Below are 17854 nucleotides of genomic sequence, written 5' to 3' on the forward strand. Positions count from 1 at the left end.
GCGGATAGCTCTGATGATTGTTTGCCCGAGGAAGACTGGCAATATCGATGTAATGAAGAAGGAGGTGGACCTTCTTTAGAATATTCTCCTCCGCCTATCGACGTCACAACTTCTGAGGGGATGTACCTCCAGTCCAGCGTTGCCAGAACATTCTGATGCTTGGCGGGTCCTTCTGATTGGCGAACTGGAGAAGCCGTGCAAATTCATCGTGGACTTTGTCCGTTGACTGTCTTTGGAAAGACGCCGGGTTTCCCTGAGGCGAGATAGGTAGAAGTTAGTTTCCTGCAGATCCTTTTCGCAATGGCAGTTGGACATAGGGCCGGGACCGAGGAGCAGATTCACATTCGAGAGTTACTTAGATACCCAATGCCGGGTGCCGGTTGTCGATGGCATTCGTAGCCAGCGTATTGCGAACCTGACCTAGAACCGGGGGAGTGGCAGGAAGGGGTCCTGCTAGTGGCTAGTCTTGAAGACTCCTTGCAAACCGCTTCAAAAGGTTGACGATCCCTGGATCGATGGCCAACTGCAGAAACGCCACAGAAGCAACCGTGAATTCCGCAGCTCATGCAGCTCTGTTTTGATCTCCGAATAGTTCTCCCGATAGACCGCAATCGCAGATTCGCATTTCTTTCCCATTAATCTGATAAGTCCTGGACGACAGGTGAAATCAGCATCAGGTTTTTGGAAGCCCGGTGACGTGAATTCGTAGTTGAGTTCAATGCAATCAGAACACCGTTTGATGAACCAACGGGAACTCGAAGGGCTCACTTTGGATATCTGGAGGTGTTCCCGTTTCACGTGAAACATCAATTCTCCTGGGCGATGTCATTAAAGTTCAATCATCAGCAGATCGCCGTTTCACGTGAAACATGGCGGACTCGGCGTGCTAGATGAGCATCCATAAATAAGGAACGATAGATCTCGTTGAGTCGTGATACTGGATGATGATCAGATATCGCTGAGGATAAGTAGTGCACCATATCAACTGGGTCTAGTCTCAATTTAGAATCTGGCAGGACAGGACTTCGAATGCAGCAGGTCCGAGCACCCCGCTGACTGCATGCAGGGATGAAGGCTCTCCGGAACTGCATCATATCGATGCCAATGGATCCTGGTACTTTAGGCGCTGGTAGAAATCTCCACGAAGGGGCTCATGCCTACGCTGGAACCAACGATGACAGATAACCAGGACTCTTAGACTAAGCCAACCCACTCATGCTTTCCTCGTTGACCCCCTAGCTGTTCCAAGTCTCATTTCAAGAACTTGGCTTCGATTTCCTAAGGCTGCGTGTATTTGATTCTGCTTCCATGAACCAGACGGGTGCCCAATTAGGAGACAACAGACCGACGAGAACGGAAGAGGACAAAAGGTGCTCGCTGGCGGCCCCCGGTGGCCGCCTCAGGGCAGAGGCGGGGAGTGGGGTGAGAATCCATCTCGGGCTACTGCAAACCCTCAGGGGTTGTGCAGCGTCAATGATCCACCCGGGAGAGCCCAACAAGCCCCTTTAGGGGCGCAGAGAAGGCTATAGGGCCTCTTGGTGCCCGCATACCTCGGTGTGCCGACCGTGTGTAGCTGACAGGAGGACCAACGATGGCGTGAGTAGGATATGAACCAGCCTCGGGTCTAGTGCGCATCTGCAAGAGCTTCCTGCACCAGAGCTACTAATACGGAAACCCTGCTCGCTGATGCAGCTGGAAGAACTTGGAGGGTTTTGGTCATGGATGAGCGCAGGCGATCTTGCAGCAATCCGACCAAGGTCCGCGTTGAGCTAGATTCGGTGCCTTACGTACACGGGAGAACGATTCCAGCAGGGGAGGAGCCGATCATTGCGTTTGTCCCTCTGGGCAAGCTTTAGTTCAATAGCGAACATCGAATGGTTCGGACCTGCAATCATCGACTATTGGGGCATTCCACGAAGATGTGGCACCAGGAAATCGAAACCCTACAGGTTTACGAGCCTTGTCCGGAACCAGGTCTAGCAAAGATTTTGGTCGACATCCTCCGGCTAGTCCACCATCGATGAATCGGTATTGATGAGCCGATCAGAATGACTTGAAGAGGTTCCAAGATGACTCAAACCTGTAGGCGATTCCGCTTCGTCAGACAGAACGAAATCGAAAGGCAGCGTTGAACACGCGGTGATCAAGGGGATAACCGATTTCGGGACTGGAGTCGCTGAACTGAACGACGGACTGTGGTTAGGTCGGTTCCATCTCTCGGTCCAGGTTGGCTACTGGAGAATGCCGGGAGTGCCAAACGTTGGGCAGGGGGAGCGGTAAAAACTGAAACTTTGATACACCGGACTTTAGAACAGCTGCCTTTGAAGAAGCGATAGTAGGAACGTCAAAATGCACCACGAAGCAGTTATCTCGTTTCCGAGTTCGCAATAGGGATGGGGCAAAGCGCGATCTGAACGTTGCGGAGAAGGCAGTATGGAACTGAACAGCAACGGCGGTCGATAAATGAACTGGACTTGGCGGTCTGGTTCCGTCCTAGCTTCGATGCTACCGATAGAAAAGCATCAGAGTATTGCCTTTCAGCCGGCACAAACCACCACGCACGGCCATGATTTGGCCAAGGTGAAGCATCCCGTCAATCAATGCCGCAGGATCACGGCGATCGATGAACACGGCGCCACACTCCGAGACAGATACATCGCTCGTCAAGGTCAGCATTGAGTGCTCATATCGGATAGCGGCGACATGATCAGCGTCAATCAGATCCACTGGGATGGCCGGAAAAACGCACGGTACGGGCGTTGGCTGTTCTCGCCCAATTACAGAACTGTTCGTTGAAGCCACCAAGTGTGGTAAAGCAGGATCGCGGCATGAGTGAGGTTTGTAGTGGCCGTTGCGTCGATCCTAGATGCCCTGGGACAGGCGCGATCGTGGCGAGGCTACCGTTCCAACCGTGCGCCCAGAGGACACCTGAACTGCTCAAGGTCCTTGGCGTGGCAGATGTCCATGCCAGCGCCAGGCCCGTTATCTGGATTCGACTGGTTTGAAACAAGATTCACGTGGTGGCGAGGGTTCCAGATGAGGAGCATTAGGCCATCGGTATCGCGTCTGGGGATTATCTGTCGCCCTGGTTCGACGGTCCGCTGCTCAGGCAGGTCGTGGATACCTGCTCCCGAAAATGTCGCTCCGGCCCGGGCAAGCGGATCTTTCCAGCGATCATCGTCGCTGGAGAAAATGATGCACTTTTTGCAGTTCCCGCATTCGTGGGGTGTACACGTCGAACGTAGTCTTGATCGGTTTTCGTTTGCAACTAGCGAGTCTGGCCAAGACTGCGGGCTTGGTGACAACGGTGTGTAGAGGCCGGGGCCGCCTGCGATACATGCCTTGGGATACCTCTCCACTACGAGCCTGCGTCGCAGGGATCGATCTTCGCAAGAGATCGGATTCCTAGCCTGGAGGGTTCACTTTTCGGCCATCATTAGCGCCCAGTATTCAACCGACAGCGATAACTTGTGGACTCGCACGAGAAGTGGCGTGCTCGACGATTGGAAAGTCCCTGGGCGACCTTTGATTTCTGGATGAAAAAAAGTGTAGAAGGGAACATTTCTCAGACGGTGTTCTCTCCATCGATGGATCCAAGTTTTGATGTTTGCACAAACTTGAAATTCCAAACTCTCCGGCGAGGGGCTTAGAAGGTGTCCGCTGCTGGTCGTGTCGTGTGCAGAACAGAATCGAAAATGATTTTCGTGGGAGAGAAGAGCAACCTGTCAGGCGCAGGAAGGAAAATCGCTGTAGAGCCGGCCAGTGGCAGGAAGATATTGTCAGAATCATGAAAAACAACAGAATCAATTTTCATATCATCAAATACTCGTCAGATCAGGTTCAGAACCGCTGTCTGATCAAGCCTGACCCTAGCTAGGCTATGAGGAAACCTCCAGGCATAGAAAAAGGGACCGGCCGACGGCCGGTCCCTATCTCAGGTCTTGTGCAGGACTTACAGGTAGTCTGCGAAGTCCTTCTCGATGACAGCCTTTGGCTTGGCACCGATCGAGGTAGCAACGTGCTCGCCACCCTTGAAGACGTAAACAGCTGGGATGCTGGTGATACCGTACTTGGCGGCGATGCCCTGGTTCTCGTCTACGTTGACCTTGACGACGTCTACCTTGGCAGCGTGCTCTTCAGCGATCTGATCCAGAACTGGACCCAGCTGGCGGCAAGGACCGCACCACTCTGCCCAGAAATCGACGATGACTGGCTTTTCGGCATCCAGAACTTCGCTCTGGAAGGTTGCTTCAGTTACTGCTTTTGCGTTGCTCATAAGAGAGAACCCCTTTCTGGGAAAACTAATTAGACGGTAGCTACAGTCTCGTTGACGTTAGCCAGGTAGTGCTCCACGTCCTGTGCAGCCGCGCAGCCGGAAGCAGCTGCGGTAATTGCCTGGCGGTAGGTGGAATCGATAACATCGCCGGCAGCAAATACACCTGGCAGCGAAGTCTTCGAGGTGCGTCCTTCGACGGCAATGGTGCCCTCGGAAGTCAGCTCGAGCTGATCCTTGACCAGATCAACACGTGGGTCGTTGCCAATGGCAACGAAGATGCCGGTGACATCCAAGGTGCTCTTGGCGCCGTTGACGAGGTTGTTCAGCTCGATGCTCTGAACCTTGTCTTCGCCGTTGATGCCAACTACTTCGGAATCCCACACGAAGTCGATCTTCTCGTGCGCCAGGGCGCGCTCAGCCATGATCTTCGATGCGCGCAGCTCGCTGCGGCGGTGCACCACGGTGACCTTGGCAGCGAACTTGGTCAGGAACAGGGCTTCTTCCATGGCTGAGTCGCCGCCGCCGATCACGGCGATGTTCTGCTCGCGGAAGAAGAAGCCGTCGCAGGTGGCGCACCAGGAGACACCGTGGCCGGAGAGGCGCTTCTCGTCGTCCAGGCCCAGTTCGCGGTAGGCGGAGCCGGTGGAGATGATCACGGTGCGGGCCTGGTAGGTGGTGCCGTCGGCCAGGGACAGGGTCTTGATCTCGCCTGCGAGGTCCATCGCGGTGACATCATCGAAGAGGATCTCGGCGCCAAAGCGCTCGGCCTGCTTCTGCATGTTGTCCATCAGGTCCGGGCCCATGATTCCCTCGGGGAAGCCTGGGAAGTTTTCCACGTCCGTGGTGTTCATCAGTTCGCCGCCGGCGGTGACTGACCCTGCGATGACCAGTGGTTTCAGGTTCGCACGCGCGGTGTAAATCGCAGCGGTATAACCCGACGGGCCGGAGCCGACGATGATTACGTCGCGGATTTCGTCGTTCTGTGCTGATGTCACGGGGGTAGAACCCTTTCGTCCTAATAGTGCGAGGTGGATAGCGAGGCTTTACCTCACTATCCACCTCAACGTATGGCTTTGCTAAAAAATTCCGCTTCTGTTACTTGGCGGAGAACTCGCCGATTTGCAGGCCGTATGGGCGGGACTCGTTGCCGCCCGAAGCCTTGCGTGGCAGGTCGGTGACGTTCAGGAAGACGTAGGAGCCTTCCATGGAGTCCTTGTCGCCGTCCTTCACGGTTACGGAAACCGAGGGTCCGGAGAACGAGCCCTTGGCTACGGACTTGGCGTCTCCCAGATCGTCGGAATCGCCGACCAGGATCTCGTAGTCGCCGCCGGTGGCATTCAGGCCGTCCAAGTTCACCTCGGAGATCGCTGACTTGTCTTCAAGCTCGAGGATGAAGACCATGTTCGAAGCGAAGCCACCGAAGTTGCTGGTGGTGTACGTGTAGGTGTTGTATGAGCTGGAGGCGTTGCCATCGATCATGTTTGACAGGGTGCCATCGGTTTCCGCATTCAACTGCTGATTGCCGGGAACCAGACGTGAAACGTCCGAAATTTCAGGCTTGGGCAGGGTCGGCTCGGTGGATTCCTCGGCCTTGTCGGTCTCCGCGGGCTGCGAGGCTTCCGTCGTTTCGCTCGGACCGTCCGCGGTGGTGTTCTTGTCTCCGCCGAGGAAGTTGAAAGCGAAGACGACGGCAAGGATCAAGACGATCAGCAGAACCGCGCCAACTAGCAAGCGGGTGCCCTTCGAGCTGCTTTCCTCTTCTTCCTCATCGGTGAAGGGAGCCGCTGCGCTCTGGGCAGGTACATTCTTGGCTGCTGCCGGGAAGGTTGATGCCTTGGCTGCTGCTCCTGCCGCGGCGCCAGCTGCTGCCGCACCGGCAATGGCTGCGCCACCCTTCTTCTTGGCTGGCTTCTGCTCTTCGTCGGCCGGATCCTGTTCTGGCTTCTTCTCGGCGGATTTGGCCTGAGGCTGTTCAGGGCGGGCTGCGGCCGGCGCATCTCCCTTGGACTGGGCAGCGGCGGCAAGAGCCGCGGTGGCGGTGACATTTGGCTCGTCGTCTTCGTCGTCCAAACGGGTGACCGCTGGCTGGCCTTCGGTAGCCGGCTGCTCGGTGGGAGTGACCGGGGTGGCGGTGGTGGCAGCTACCTGTTCGTTCGGGGCAGTCTGGTCGAACTGCTCCTCTGCGGGCTGCTCTTGGTTCTTCTTGCCGAAGCGGTGCTTCAGGCCAGCAAAGCCGCTGGAGAAGGCAGTGCCGAGCTTGCGCTGATGCTCCGGCTGCTCGTCGTCGTACTGCAACTGCTCGTAGTACTGGCTGTCGTCCTCATAGGTTTCAGGCACGGACTGGCGGGACTCGCCAAAGATCTCGGTGCCGAGGGTATCGGTGAAGAACGGCTCCACATAGGGCGCCTCATCGGATTCCAGCACCAGGTCCAGCAGATCCGAGGATCGTGCCACGTTGGCAACGAGGTAGGTCTGGTTGGCATCGGTGATGCCAAGGTCCAGGACCTGGACGTTGGAGGCGCGCTCGCCCATGGCGATTTCGCGGGCGCTGGCCGCAAGCTGCGAGGAGTTATCGGTCGACGCCACCATGATGCTGACGGATCTGTTCAGGACTTGGTCAATGCCGCCGAGTACCAAATCACCTTCAGCTGATGAAAGGACAGTCTCAGTGACCTGGTAACGGCCGCTGAGGACAGAGCCGACATCGATTGGCTGCGACACGTGCATCTCCAAGGGTTGATTGTTCTTCGGTGGCCGTACAGAGACCACCACCAGTCATGTTACCTGTCGGTGCAACCTAAATGGTGCCAATTTGCCCAGAATCACTAGCAAGTTTCAGAGGTTTCTCAGCTCTTGAATCCGGGGATTCTGCGAAGGATCGGGCCGAGGAAGCCTTGGAGCTCTGGGACCTTGGTCTTGTGCAGCAATCCGATGTAGACCACGCCCATGGTTCCGGCGACCAGAACGATCGAAATAATGGCGTTAATCAGCGAGCTGTAGGCGAAACCGAAGCTGAATCCGCCCAGCATCCACAGCACCAGGGAACCCACCGCACCAGCGATGGTCGCCATCCAGCCCACGCGGACGTAGGTATCGATAACCGAGGTGACGCCGTAGCTGCCGTAGCGGCGCTTGACCAGATAATGGGTGCCGATACAGCCGAGCACATTGGTCAGGCCGTAGATGAAAGCGATGGCCGCGGCAATATGCATCGGATCGACCAGTGCGGCGGCGGAGAAGGCAAGAAGCAGGCCGAGAGCCGCGGTGGCGGTCTGGATCAGCATTGGAGTGCGGGTATCTTCTTCGGCATAGAACACGCGCAGCATGAAGAACTGCAGGGATTTGAACGGCAGGCCCAGCGAGGTCAGGAGCAAAAGCTGGCCCAGGGCACCGGCGGCTTGGGCGGCGTTTTCCGAGGAGCCGGCAAAGAGGCGCCCCAATGGGCCGGCGAGCACAATGAACACGATGGTGCAGAAGACAATCGGGATGGCCGTGGAGCGCATGCCCCGGTTGAGCAGCTGGCCGACATCGGAGACGCGCTTCTCGGTGAAGGCCCGGGCGAAGTCGTTGAACAGCACCGTGGCCACGGTCAGGGCGAAGAGGGAATGCGGCAAGACCGTGATCAGCTGGGATGTGTTCAGCGCATACTCGCCAGCAACCGAAGCCGCCTGTTCGGCCGGCAACTGGGCACGCGCTGCGGTCGCCCCGGAGACGATCTTGGAGTACAGCAGCGAGGAGAGGTTGCCGATGACCATGGCGGCCAGCGTCCAGATCGCCAGCTTGCCCACGTGGCGCAGGCCCATGCCACGCCAGCCGAAGTCGAGGGTGAGCTTCAGCCCGCTCTTCTTCAGCGGCCAGAACAGCACCAGGGACTGCATGACGATGCCCAAGGTCGCCCCGCCGGCGAGCCACACGGTCTTCAGATAGCTCCAGTCCTGCATCGGATCGCCCGAGGTGTAGGCGCCAAAGGTGAGGATGAAAGCGCCGATGACCAGGAGCTGGATGATGTTGTTGATGGCCGGCGCCCACATGAAGGCGGCAAATCGGCCGTTGGCGTTGAGCACCTGGCCAAGGACTGCGTAGAGCCCGTAGAAGAAGATCTGCGGCAGCGACCAGTACGCGAAGGCCGTGCCGAGCACGATCATCGGTTCGGACCAGTTGTTGGTCAGCGCGGTGATCAGCGGCCTGGCGCCCAGGGTGAGCAGCAGGGTCAGGACGCCCATCACCACCACGGTCAGTGAAATCAGCTTGGAGGTGTACGCTGCGCCTCGGTCCTTGGCCTTGGAGGCCTTGATCAGCTGGGGAATCAGCACGACGTTGAACACGCCACCGGCCAGCAGCATGTAGATGATCGTCGGAATGACGTTGGCTTTTTCAAAGATGTCGGCCACCGAGGTGACCGAGCCGATGGCCATGGCCAGCAACGCTGTCCGGGCAAAACCGAGCAGGCGCGAAACCATGGTGCCCGAGGCCATCAGAGCATAGACCTTGGAGCGCGACCTGCCTTGCTGGTGATGCAGCTCCACAGTAGGTTCGGCGACTAGGTCCATGGCTCCGGTCATAGGCTGCTGATCGGCGCCGGCAGATGAATTAGGAACCTGAGTCATGCTTTGTTAGAACCTCGCGTGCCAGATCAGCGATCCGGCGCTCATTAGGGAAGGACAGGCGCTTGCCGAGGGAATCCAGGGGAACCCAGGCAACGTCGACGGCCTCGTGGTCGGGATCATTCTCGATCGTCAGATGCCCGCCGGTAGCTTCCAGCAGGAAATGGTGCACGGTTTTGTGCACCCGGTAGTTTGTCACGGTGAACCAGTAGTCGACCGAACCCAATGGCGCGAGGATTCTCCCGGCGATGCCGGTCTCTTCCTCGATTTCGCGGATCGCCGCTTCCTCGTTGGATTCCACGCCCTCGGGGTGCCCCTTGGGCAGGCACCATTCCAGGCGACCGCCGCGGTTGTACCGGGCGATAATCGCTACCGGAAGCTGCGGGGCTTTGAAGTCGATGACGATGCCGCCGGAAGAGACTTCTTCCACTGTTGGCAAGCTCGTGTGACCGCCCGTTGCCTGTGCGCGAGCCATTGACGCAGTCAATGGAGTGCGCTTTGGGGCAGACGGGATCGGTCGGTTCATGAATCCACTCTATCGAGAAAGTGGCCACCTTCGCTTTATCGACGTGGACAAGTAAGTTATCTCGCAAGCGAATTCGGTGCATTTTCAAGCATTTCGCCCAGATTTCTGGCACGCTTAAGTAACTATGCATGCACTTCCCTCACCTGACGCGTTGCGTCAAATCCTGCCTTCGGTCATTTTCGACTTGGCCGACCGCTTCGTCACGGCAGGCCATGAGTTGTCCCTGGTGGGCGGGCCGGTTCGAGATCTCTACTTGGGCCGGGTTTCTCCGGATCTGGACTTCACCACGAGCGCGCGCCCCGAGGAAACCATCAAGGTGATTTCCGGTTGGGCCGACAACATCTGGGATGTGGGACGAGAGTTCGGAACCATCGCGCTGAAAAAGGGCGAGCATACCCTAGAGGTCACTACCTATCGGGCTGATGCCTATGACAAGGAATCGCGAAAGCCGATTGTCGCCTTCGGCGATAACTTGCACGACGACCTGTTCCGCCGCGACTTCACCATGAACTCCATGGCCCTTCGCCTGCCGGATCTCGAGCTCGTTGACCCCTTTGATGGCGTCTCTTCCTTGAAGGACCAATCGATTCGCACCCCGGGGGCTCCGGACATTTCCTTCTCGGACGATCCATTGCGCATGATGCGAGCCGCCCGTTTTGCTTCGCAGCTGAAAATCGAAGTGAGCGCAGACGTGCGCAAGGCCATGAGCGAAATGACCGATCGCATCGACATTATTTCCGCGGAGCGGGTGCGTGATGAGCTGGTCAAGCTGATCAATGGCGCGGATCCTCGAGCCGGCATCAACCTGCTGGTCGACACCGGCCTGGCCGACAAGGTGCTGCCGGAAGTTTCCGCCCTGCGCCTGGAAATTGACGAGCATCATCGGCACAAGGATGTGTACCAGCATTCGCTCACCGTGCTCGAGCAGGCCATCGCCTTGGAAACCGATCAAGATGGTCCGGTTCCGGGACCCGACTTCGTGCTGCGCTTTGCCGCCCTGATGCACGACATCGGCAAGCCTGCCACCCGAAAGTTTGAACCCAGCGGCGCGGTGTCCTTCCGCCACCACGACATGGTCGGATCAAAATTGGTCAAGGCGCGCATGCGGACCTTGCGCTTTGACAAGGAGACCACCAAGGCGGTGGCTCGTCTGGTCGAACTGCACATGCGCTTCTACGGCTACGGGGACGCCGGGTGGACGGATTCGGCCGTGCGCCGATACGTCACCGATGCTGGAGAGCTGCTCGAGCACCTTCATCGCTTGACCCGTTCGGATGTCACCACGCGCAACCGCAAGAAGGCCGACCGCCTGGCCTTTGCCTACGATGATCTCGAGGAGCGCATCGCCCAGATCGCGGAGCAGGAAGAACTCAAATCCATCCGCCCGGATCTGGATGGCCAGCAGATCATGGCAATTCTGGGAATCAAGCCTGGCCCCGTGGTCGGCCGCGCCTACAAGTTCATGCTCGAGCTTCGTTTGGATGAAGGCCCGCTGGGCGAGGAGGCGGCTGTAGAGCAGCTTCGTGCTTGGTGGGAAAAGCAGCCCGAAGCGCAGGAAGCTATCACCGAAGAGTAATTGCTGGCCTGTGGAAAGTGCAGCAACAATGCCTGGTGCCGCCGCGGTGCCAGGCATTTTTGCGCCTCAAAAAAAGTTCTTAAACTTTTTGACTTAATTAGTGGCGGACCGGGCGTAATCCATGTAAGCTGAATATTGTGATTGGGAAGTCTCAATGAGACTTGCGGATCGATAAAACTTATCAGCAAAGCCTCGCGTCTGATCGCGACTGGCTTCAAATAGATTTTAGGAGGTGGAGAAACGATGAATATCACTCTGGATATTTCGACTCATCGCACATGGCGACGTGGCGGCGGCTTTATGCCTGCCGGCAATTACGGCTTTGTCTCTCCAACCTCCGGAACAGTGGTTTCCTAGACTACGGTGAATCCCACCCAGTTCCTGAGGTTGCAGGTCAGTAATCGACTCTCACCTTAGGAACTTTTTTCATGTCTAGCACCTTGTACTCCTCGTCCGCTCAACGGGCAGTTCGCACCTCGGAACTTATCTTCGCTGGTCCAGAAAGCCTGAAAGCTCGCGCCGTTTCTACCACGCGCCAGGATCTTCCCTCCCCTTCAACGGTGAATGAAGGGAGGGAAAGCAAATGAGAAAGCGTCAAGACAGCAGCAAGCTGAAAAACGTTGACAGCACGGAATTCAATCGCCGAATGCGAGAGCGTGAGCTCAAGAATCACGTGCCTGTAGAAATGTACCTTCGTATTCGCTAGGTGGGCACAACGCCATTACCGTTGCCCACAAATTGAATAAGAGGTACCCACTATGATCTCGCATATTAGTGCCCAGAGGCCCGCCGGCCTGCAAGCCGGCGGGCTTCTCCGCGTCTGGGAACAGTTCCAGGTACGAGAATGGGCCAGGACAAAGGTCCTGGCCCATCTTCGTGCACCGTTTGAGCGGAAGGCCTAGCGTTCCACGTCGCCCCGGATGAAGGCTTCGACCTTGTTGCGTGCAGTTTCGTCATCGTACTGCTCTGGCGGCGACTTCATGAAGTAGCTCGAAGCCGACAAGATCGGCCCGCCGATGCCGCGATCAAGGGCGATCTTGGCAGCGCGCACGGCGTCGATGATGACACCCGCGGAGTTCGGGGAATCCCAGACTTCCAGCTTGTATTCCAGGTTCACCGGTGCATCACCGAAGTTTCGTCCCTCGAGGCGCACGAAAGCCCACTTGCGGTCATCGAGCCAGGCAACGAAGTCGCTCGGTCCGATGTGGACATCGTCAGCGGCCAGCTTTGCCGAGGTGTTCGAGGTGACGGCTTGGGTCTTGGAAATCTTCTTTGACTCCAGGCGATCGCGCTCGAGCATGTTCTTGAAGTCCATGTTGCCGCCCACGTTCAGCTGGTAGGTGCGGTCAAGCACCACGCCGCGGTCCTCGAACAACTTGGCCATGACGCGATGGGTGATGGTTGCACCGATCTGGCTCTTGATGTCATCGCCGACGATGGGCACGCCGGCGTCGGTGAACTTCTTGGCCCATTCAGGAGTGCCGGCAATGAACACTGGCAGCGCGTTGACAAAGGCCACGCCTGCATCGATGGCGCACTGGGCGTAGAACTTGGCGGCCTGCTCTGAGCCAACTGGCAGGTAGCAAACCAGCACGTCGACCTTGTTGTCCTTTAGGGATTGGACGATGTCTACAGGGGCAGCTTCGGACTCTTCGATGGTTTCGCGGTAATACTTGCCGAGCCCATCAAGGGTATGGCCGCGCTGGACCGTCACTCCGGTAGCAGGCACGTCGGCGATTTTGATGGTGTTGTTTTCGCTGGCCAGGATGGCTTCGGAAAGATCGAGGCCGACCTTCTTCGCGTCAACGTCAAAGGCGGCAACGAACTGTACGTCTCCAACGTGGTACTGGCCGAATTGCACGTGCATGAGTCCCGGAACGGTGGACTCCGCGTCCGCGTTTCGGTAGTACTCGACACCTTGGACAAGGGACGTGGCGCAGTTTCCTACGCCAACAATGGCAACGCGGATCGGATTGGCCGACACATGAGCTCCTTATTGAAATGTACAAATCTTCGGGCATTCGGGCACGTCAAACGCGAGTCCTGAAACTAGGCCCATATTGATCTTAAGTCCTAATGTGTTCAGAACATTCCCAACCTTTGCAGTTACTACATGGTCGGGGTTCGCAGCAGATGCCCAAAGAGTCCGTGAGGGAAGGACCCTCACGGACTCTCGCAATAGTTTATGTACATCACTAAAAGGCCAATTGATCATGACTAAGCCTGAATATGAAGACCAGAGAGGAAGTCATTAGTAAAGTTCAATTTGATCATGACAGACTTCTGGCTCTGTGGTTGCGTGATTTTCGGTAGCCTTGACGCATTTTCAGCAGCACCTTCACCACCGGCGATGGCAACGCCGTACGCAGTCGATGGCGCAGCGGCTGGCGGCGGATGAAGACCAGGACTTCCGGATCGGTATGCAGTTGTCCAGCGTTTGCCCGCCGGGCCAGGAACTCCAATGATTGAAAGAAGCTGCGATCCATGCGGTGGAAGTAGTTTTCCCGCAGCCACGCTTTGCTGGGCTCTCCGAAGTTCAGCGAAACAACATCTTCCAATTCGCCGATGATCCCGGAAGCGACAAAGACGGTATTGATCATTTGCCTGTTCACGCCGAAATCGGAAAGCACCATTGTGGGCAAGCCGCGGTCCAAGGATTCCAAGGCAGCAGTGGAAGACACGGTGACCAGGGCGCTTCCGGGAACGAGGGCCTCGCTCATGGATCCGGTATCGAACTGGATTCGTGATTCGGCACTGATCCTGTTGCGCGACTGCAGCTGCGTGAAAAGGCTGTCGTATGGATGGGCCTCGAGGTGGGTCTGCGGTTCTCCAGCCTTGGCACGGAGCTTGACCACGACCTCGAGACCCGGATTCATCTTGCTGGCCTGCTCCAGCGCAAGCAGGATCGACTCGCGCTGTTCGGCGGTCTCGGGAACCTTGGCCTGCGGTGCGAAGACCAAGCGATTGACCAGCTTTTCCTGGGCAGGAGGGAATCCCGTGCAGTTCAAGAACGGGAGCTTGCTGACCATGATGGTCGGCTGGTGCCCGGCATGGGATTCGGTCATGAACGAAAAGTCGCGGGCCTCGGCATGTGAATGGCAGATAAAGGCATCGCCGGCTCGACGATAGTTCCAGCCCTTCTGCGTGGCAGGGTAGGCAACACCGGGCAAAGCCGAGATCAAGGCGGTACGGCGCCCATCAACAGGTTCGGTACGCAGGATCCGCGAATAGATTTCGGCAACAACAGGACCTGTCGCCGAAGCGAAGATGATGTCTTCCTGGACCGAATCGGCTTCCAACTGCGAGAGCTGGATGACCTCGAGCATCTGCGGATCCAGATCGGTGCCTTCAAAGGCTGCTGAAATCTGTTGTTCGGTGGGCATTACCGGAGTGCGCGCCAAATATACCTTGCGGTCCCATTCGGGACCCAAGCGATGCAAAAAACTTGTGGCCAGCTTCAGATAGGAATCAGAGTCGGCAATAGCAAGAACTGAGGGTTTCATTAGCGGCTTCACACCTTCAACGAACTGGATAGGTGCTCACGCAACTCGAGGTCGGTACCTTCGGTCCACCAATGATCGGGGACCGCCTGGGGATAGAGGCATCTGGAATCCGGGCCCAAAAGCAGCCGAAGGGAAGGGATCACGGTAGAAGGCAAGGCCCGGATTTCCTGCCCCGGACGCAGCACCCGCAGCCGCATTTCAATCGGGACAGTGTGTTCCTTGAGGACCACCTGGTCAATCTTCGAGATCTTCTCCAGCAGTTCCGGGGTTTCACGCCGGTGCGGGAAATACGCAACCGGTCCGTCTGCGGCAATGCCCTCGATCCACTGCAAATACGGCTGCTCGTGAATCAGCTGATCGGCAACCATGGCGGATCCGATGAGCAAGGTCGGTTCGGCAAAGCTCTCCGCGACCGGCTGGGTAGCCAGCCACTCGAACTTGTGCTGGGCGAACTTGATCCCCAGATCAGCCATCTTCGAGCGCGTTGCAGCATCCACAAAGAGCGCGGAAACAATCAGCAAGCGGTCTTCGCGAGCCAGCTGGCGCAGGCGATGCCAGGTGGCAAGGCCCATGGCAATGCGTGCCGCCGAGTTTTTGGCTCGAGCGCGAACCAACGGGGCAGGGGAGTCGCTGATCAGCTGCTTGATCAGCGCCAAGGTGGCCAGCCCGTCATCGATGATGATGATTTCCTTGGCCTTGACCCCGGCCAGCAAGCTGCGCTGCACCTTGCCCGAGTAGGCATCGCCGGTGACATACCGGTCCGAAGAGCTCTTGGGCTGCGGAGGCTTGCGGGCCGCCGGCTCGAAGTGCACCCCGGCCGGAGCATGGTTGAGCAGCGCCTGGGTAGTGGCCTCCAAGGGCATGCCAAGGCGTGGAACAACCCGGATATCCGTGCCCAGCAGCCCCGCGGCGTGGGTTTCCACGGCGGAGAGCAGCTGCAGCGGGGACTCGACCCACACATGAGCGGTCCCGAATCGCGGACGCGGAACCTCATGGGTGTCGTGCTGGGTCAGTTTCATCATGATGAGGGTCATTTTGCCAGTCGGCTGAGGGATTTGGACAATGTTTCCAGCTGCTTCGACCCTGTCCGCAACACCCGGCGCGAGGCTCCGCGGACCCTGGACGGGAAGGTGCGGCGCGATACCAGATGCACCCAGCGCGGCGGCAAATCCAGCTTGGTGATCCGGCGGCGCTTGAAGTGGGCGGAGAACTCGGGGTAGTGGACGCCCAGGAATTCGGCGGCAGGTTCGCGCAGCTGAGGCAGCTGTGCCGCCTGCATGCAGTAGGCCACGGCCACCAGCAGCTTCGAGAGCTGGTCATCGCCGTCGCTGTGCGCCGGAGCCGGAACACCTTGGACAAACAGTGCGTGGATGATCGAGAGCGGGATCCGGTTTGAATTCTCATAGGGTGCCAGTGCCTGGAGCATTGCTCCGGTGCCTGCCGCGTGGACATCGGTGTTCAGAATGTACTTGGCGGTGGCCAGGCCGGTGGAGAAGCAGGAGATGACCACTTCTGGCCGGGCCGAGGCGATCACGGTTTCCGCCAGGTGATCGGTGTCCAGCAGGCGGAAATCCAGGCCCATCTGCTCAGCGACACTGGCCAGCCGTGCCGCCGAGGTGGCACTGGCTGATGGATGCGCCTTGAACAGCACCGTATCCAGCCCGCGATCAAGGGCCTCCTGAAGCATCTGCACATGCAGCTCGAACTCTTCATCAGAGTCCATCAGGCGAAGGGATCCCAGGTATTGGCCAAGGATCAGCGCGCTTGAACCGGGAAGCTCGAAGTGCGCTTCCTCGGCCAGCTCGGTGAAGATCCGCTCCAGCTGCTGGGCCCGCAGGACCTTGCGGACCGGCTGGAGCTCGGCCAGCAGGTGCGGCTCCAACCCGGGAACCAGGTCAACGTGGATGGTCCCCATCAAGCGCTGGCGCAGCGGCATCGGCAGCCGATTGCGGGTCGGCCCGTAGGACATCAGCCCATCGGAATGCACCCACAGCTGGGCGTCGAAGAAGATGCGGGCCAGTGCCCGAGCCGGGTTGACCTGGACGGATTCCAGAACGAGGGTCAGCGGCTCGGAACCAAGATCCCAGGCGCTGCGCAAAAGCCGCTCGAAGATGTGCAGCTCGTCCTCGCGCGGGTTGAACTGGGAAGGGCGGCGCGGGGCAGCCAGGGCTGCGAAGTCCACGACCCGGTCGAAACGAGCTGCCAGCTTTTCAAAGCCCGGGACCTGATCCAGCGGCGTCGTCAATTCCGGGACCTGTGAACCGTTGGCCAGGACCAATACCCGTTCATCGGCATCGGGAAGCAGTCCTGCATCGGCCATCGCGGCCAGAGAAGCAAGCTGGAAGTAGCTGCTGGCTTCAATCAGTGCGATCACTTGGCGGCCCCGATCTGACCTGGCTGCAGGAAGGAGAGGATATGGCGGCGACGGGCGACGTCCATTTCGAGTGCCACCTGGCGTGCCAAGGGCGCGTCAATGGTGGTGAACATCTGGCGCAGCTTTTGCTTCATTTCCAGGCGGACCTCGGGCGGATAGTTCTTCGCCCGTTTCTCATGATGGCACACGATCGCGAAGAACTGCCGCATGGCTTTGGGCAAGTGCCGCTCGGCATCCGGGTGCAGCCGCACTTCGTTGAGGATCTGCGCGTAGGCGGGGATGAAACCCAGCTGGCGCTGGTCGAAGACCTGGGTCAGCGAACCGGGCAGGCCGCGCCGATAGAAGACTCCGGGCGAGGAAACGACCGCATATTTGCTGGTGGTCAAGTGCAGTTTCCATAGCCACAGCCGGTCCTCGGCGCTGTGCAGCTGCGAGTCGAAGTAGTACAGCTCCTGCGCTCGCATCAGCTCGGTGCGGTACATGCCCGCCCAGACGAAGGTGTAGTCCACCATGGACGGGGAATCGACCGGCTCGATATCATCGGCGGGGTCCAGCGGCATGCCGCGCAGCGCCTGCGGGGCACGGTGAATCACGCGGTTGGTGCCGGTGACCCGCACGTGGTCGCAGCGCACGAAGTCGACATGCAGCTCGGTCAGCGACTCGGCCATCGTCATCAGGTGCTCGCAAGAGTACCAGTCGTCAGGGTCGAGGAAAGTGAAATATTCGCCGGTGACCTGTTCCAGACCGGCATTGCGGGCCGCGGACACCCCGGAGTTCTCGGGCAGGCTGATCAGCCGCAGGCCCGGCAGCCGGTCCTGGTAGCTGCTCACCAGCGCGGCCGTCTGGTCGTCGGATGCGTCATCAACCACGAGCACTTCCAGCTCCCAGCGTCCCAGCATTTGCCGGGTCAGCGATGAGAGGGCATCGCAAATATATGCTTCTTGGTTGTAGGCGGGGATAACCACGGAGATGCGCCCGGGGATCAAGTCCATGTC

General features: G+C 58.4%; 12 protein-coding genes. 1 reads left to right on the plus strand and 11 read right to left on the minus strand.

Features of this window, described 5'->3' with window-relative positions; all coding sequences use genetic code 11:
* Window positions 1–2505: 2505 nt before the first annotated feature.
* The 6 genes from H6F58_RS18345 to H6F58_RS14770 all read right to left on the minus strand — a co-directional run bounded on the left by H6F58_RS18345 (window position 2506) and on the right by H6F58_RS14770 (window position 9406).
* Window positions 2506–2802, minus strand: coding sequence for an ATP-binding protein (locus H6F58_RS18345; RefSeq protein ID WP_309245086.1), 297 nt, complete (start codon window positions 2800–2802; stop codon window positions 2506–2508).
* 1150 nt (window positions 2803–3952) lie between these two features.
* A complete protein-coding gene (trxA, locus tag H6F58_RS14750; protein WP_061955595.1) occupies window positions 3953–4276 on the minus strand; it encodes a thioredoxin in 324 nt (107 codons plus the stop codon).
* A 29-nt stretch (window positions 4277–4305) separates the two neighbouring features.
* Entirely contained in the window at window positions 4306–5271 is a 966-nt protein-coding gene (gene trxB / locus H6F58_RS14755; protein ID WP_146277170.1) for a thioredoxin-disulfide reductase, read from the minus strand.
* Window positions 5272–5371: 100 nt separating this feature from the next.
* Window positions 5372–6997 carry a hypothetical protein gene (locus H6F58_RS14760; RefSeq protein WP_195182048.1) on the minus strand — a complete coding sequence of 542 codons (1626 nt, stop codon included), beginning with the start codon at window positions 6995–6997 and terminating at the stop codon, window positions 5372–5374.
* A 125-nt stretch (window positions 6998–7122) separates the two neighbouring features.
* Window positions 7123–8883, minus strand: a complete 1761-nt coding sequence (locus H6F58_RS14765; protein WP_244652619.1) for a lipid II flippase MurJ — start codon at window positions 8881–8883, stop codon at window positions 7123–7125.
* Window positions 8867–9406, minus strand: coding sequence for an NUDIX hydrolase (locus H6F58_RS14770; protein ID WP_060703222.1), 540 nt, complete (start codon window positions 9404–9406; stop codon window positions 8867–8869). The genes H6F58_RS14765 and H6F58_RS14770 overlap by 17 nt, the downstream gene beginning before the upstream one ends.
* A gap of 124 nt (window positions 9407–9530) precedes the next feature.
* Here H6F58_RS14770 and H6F58_RS14775 point away from each other — a divergent pair, with 124 nt between their 5' ends.
* On the plus strand, window positions 9531–10982 hold the full coding sequence (locus H6F58_RS14775; protein ID WP_171920163.1) for a CCA tRNA nucleotidyltransferase: 1452 nt from the start codon (window positions 9531–9533) through the stop codon (window positions 10980–10982).
* Window positions 10983–11880: 898 nt separating this feature from the next.
* Here H6F58_RS14775 and H6F58_RS14780 read toward each other — a convergent pair.
* From H6F58_RS14780 to H6F58_RS14800, 5 genes are all read right to left on the minus strand, one after another.
* Window positions 11881–12966, minus strand: coding sequence for an inositol-3-phosphate synthase (locus tag H6F58_RS14780; RefSeq protein ID WP_146277162.1), 1086 nt, complete (start codon window positions 12964–12966; stop codon window positions 11881–11883).
* Between the two features lie 286 nt (window positions 12967–13252).
* Complete coding sequence (locus tag H6F58_RS14785) at window positions 13253–14485, minus strand: DUF6716 putative glycosyltransferase (protein WP_206693723.1); 1233 nt, start codon at window positions 14483–14485, stop codon at window positions 13253–13255.
* An 8-nt stretch (window positions 14486–14493) separates the two neighbouring features.
* A complete protein-coding gene (locus H6F58_RS14790) occupies window positions 14494–15507 on the minus strand; it encodes a hypothetical protein (protein ID WP_244652620.1) in 1014 nt (337 codons plus the stop codon).
* Window positions 15508–15515: 8 nt separating this feature from the next.
* Entirely contained in the window at window positions 15516–16859 is a 1344-nt protein-coding gene (locus H6F58_RS14795) for a polysialyltransferase family glycosyltransferase (RefSeq protein ID WP_060703217.1), read from the minus strand.
* Complete coding sequence (locus tag H6F58_RS14800; protein ID WP_195182051.1) at window positions 16856–17851, minus strand: glycosyltransferase family 2 protein; 996 nt, start codon at window positions 17849–17851, stop codon at window positions 16856–16858. The genes H6F58_RS14795 and H6F58_RS14800 overlap by 4 nt, the downstream gene beginning before the upstream one ends.
* Window positions 17852–17854: the final 3 nt, after the last annotated feature.

This window comes from Glutamicibacter sp. FBE19 (assembly GCF_015524875.1).
Taxonomy (GTDB): Bacteria; Actinomycetota; Actinomycetes; order Actinomycetales; family Micrococcaceae; genus Glutamicibacter; species Glutamicibacter halophytocola.

Excerpts from the sequence above, each read along its gene's own strand:
- H6F58_RS14800 (WP_195182051.1), bottom strand. The coding sequence starts at position 17,851 with ATGGACTTGATCCCCGGGCGCATCTCCGTGGTTATCCCCGCCTACAAC.
- H6F58_RS14775 (WP_171920163.1), top strand. The coding sequence starts at position 9,531 with ATGCATGCACTTCCCTCACCTGACGCGTTGCGTCAAATCCTGCCTTCG.
- H6F58_RS14790 (WP_244652620.1), bottom strand. The coding sequence starts at position 15,507 with ATGATGAAACTGACCCAGCACGACACCCATGAGGTTCCGCGTCCGCGA.
- H6F58_RS14770 (WP_060703222.1), bottom strand. The coding sequence starts at position 9,406 with ATGAACCGACCGATCCCGTCTGCCCCAAAGCGCACTCCATTGACTGCG.
- H6F58_RS14765 (WP_244652619.1), bottom strand. The coding sequence starts at position 8,883 with ATGACTCAGGTTCCTAATTCATCTGCCGGCGCCGATCAGCAGCCTATG.
- H6F58_RS14785 (WP_206693723.1), bottom strand. The coding sequence starts at position 14,485 with ATGAAACCCTCAGTTCTTGCTATTGCCGACTCTGATTCCTATCTGAAG.
- trxA (WP_061955595.1), bottom strand. The coding sequence starts at position 4,276 with ATGAGCAACGCAAAAGCAGTAACTGAAGCAACCTTCCAGAGCGAAGTT.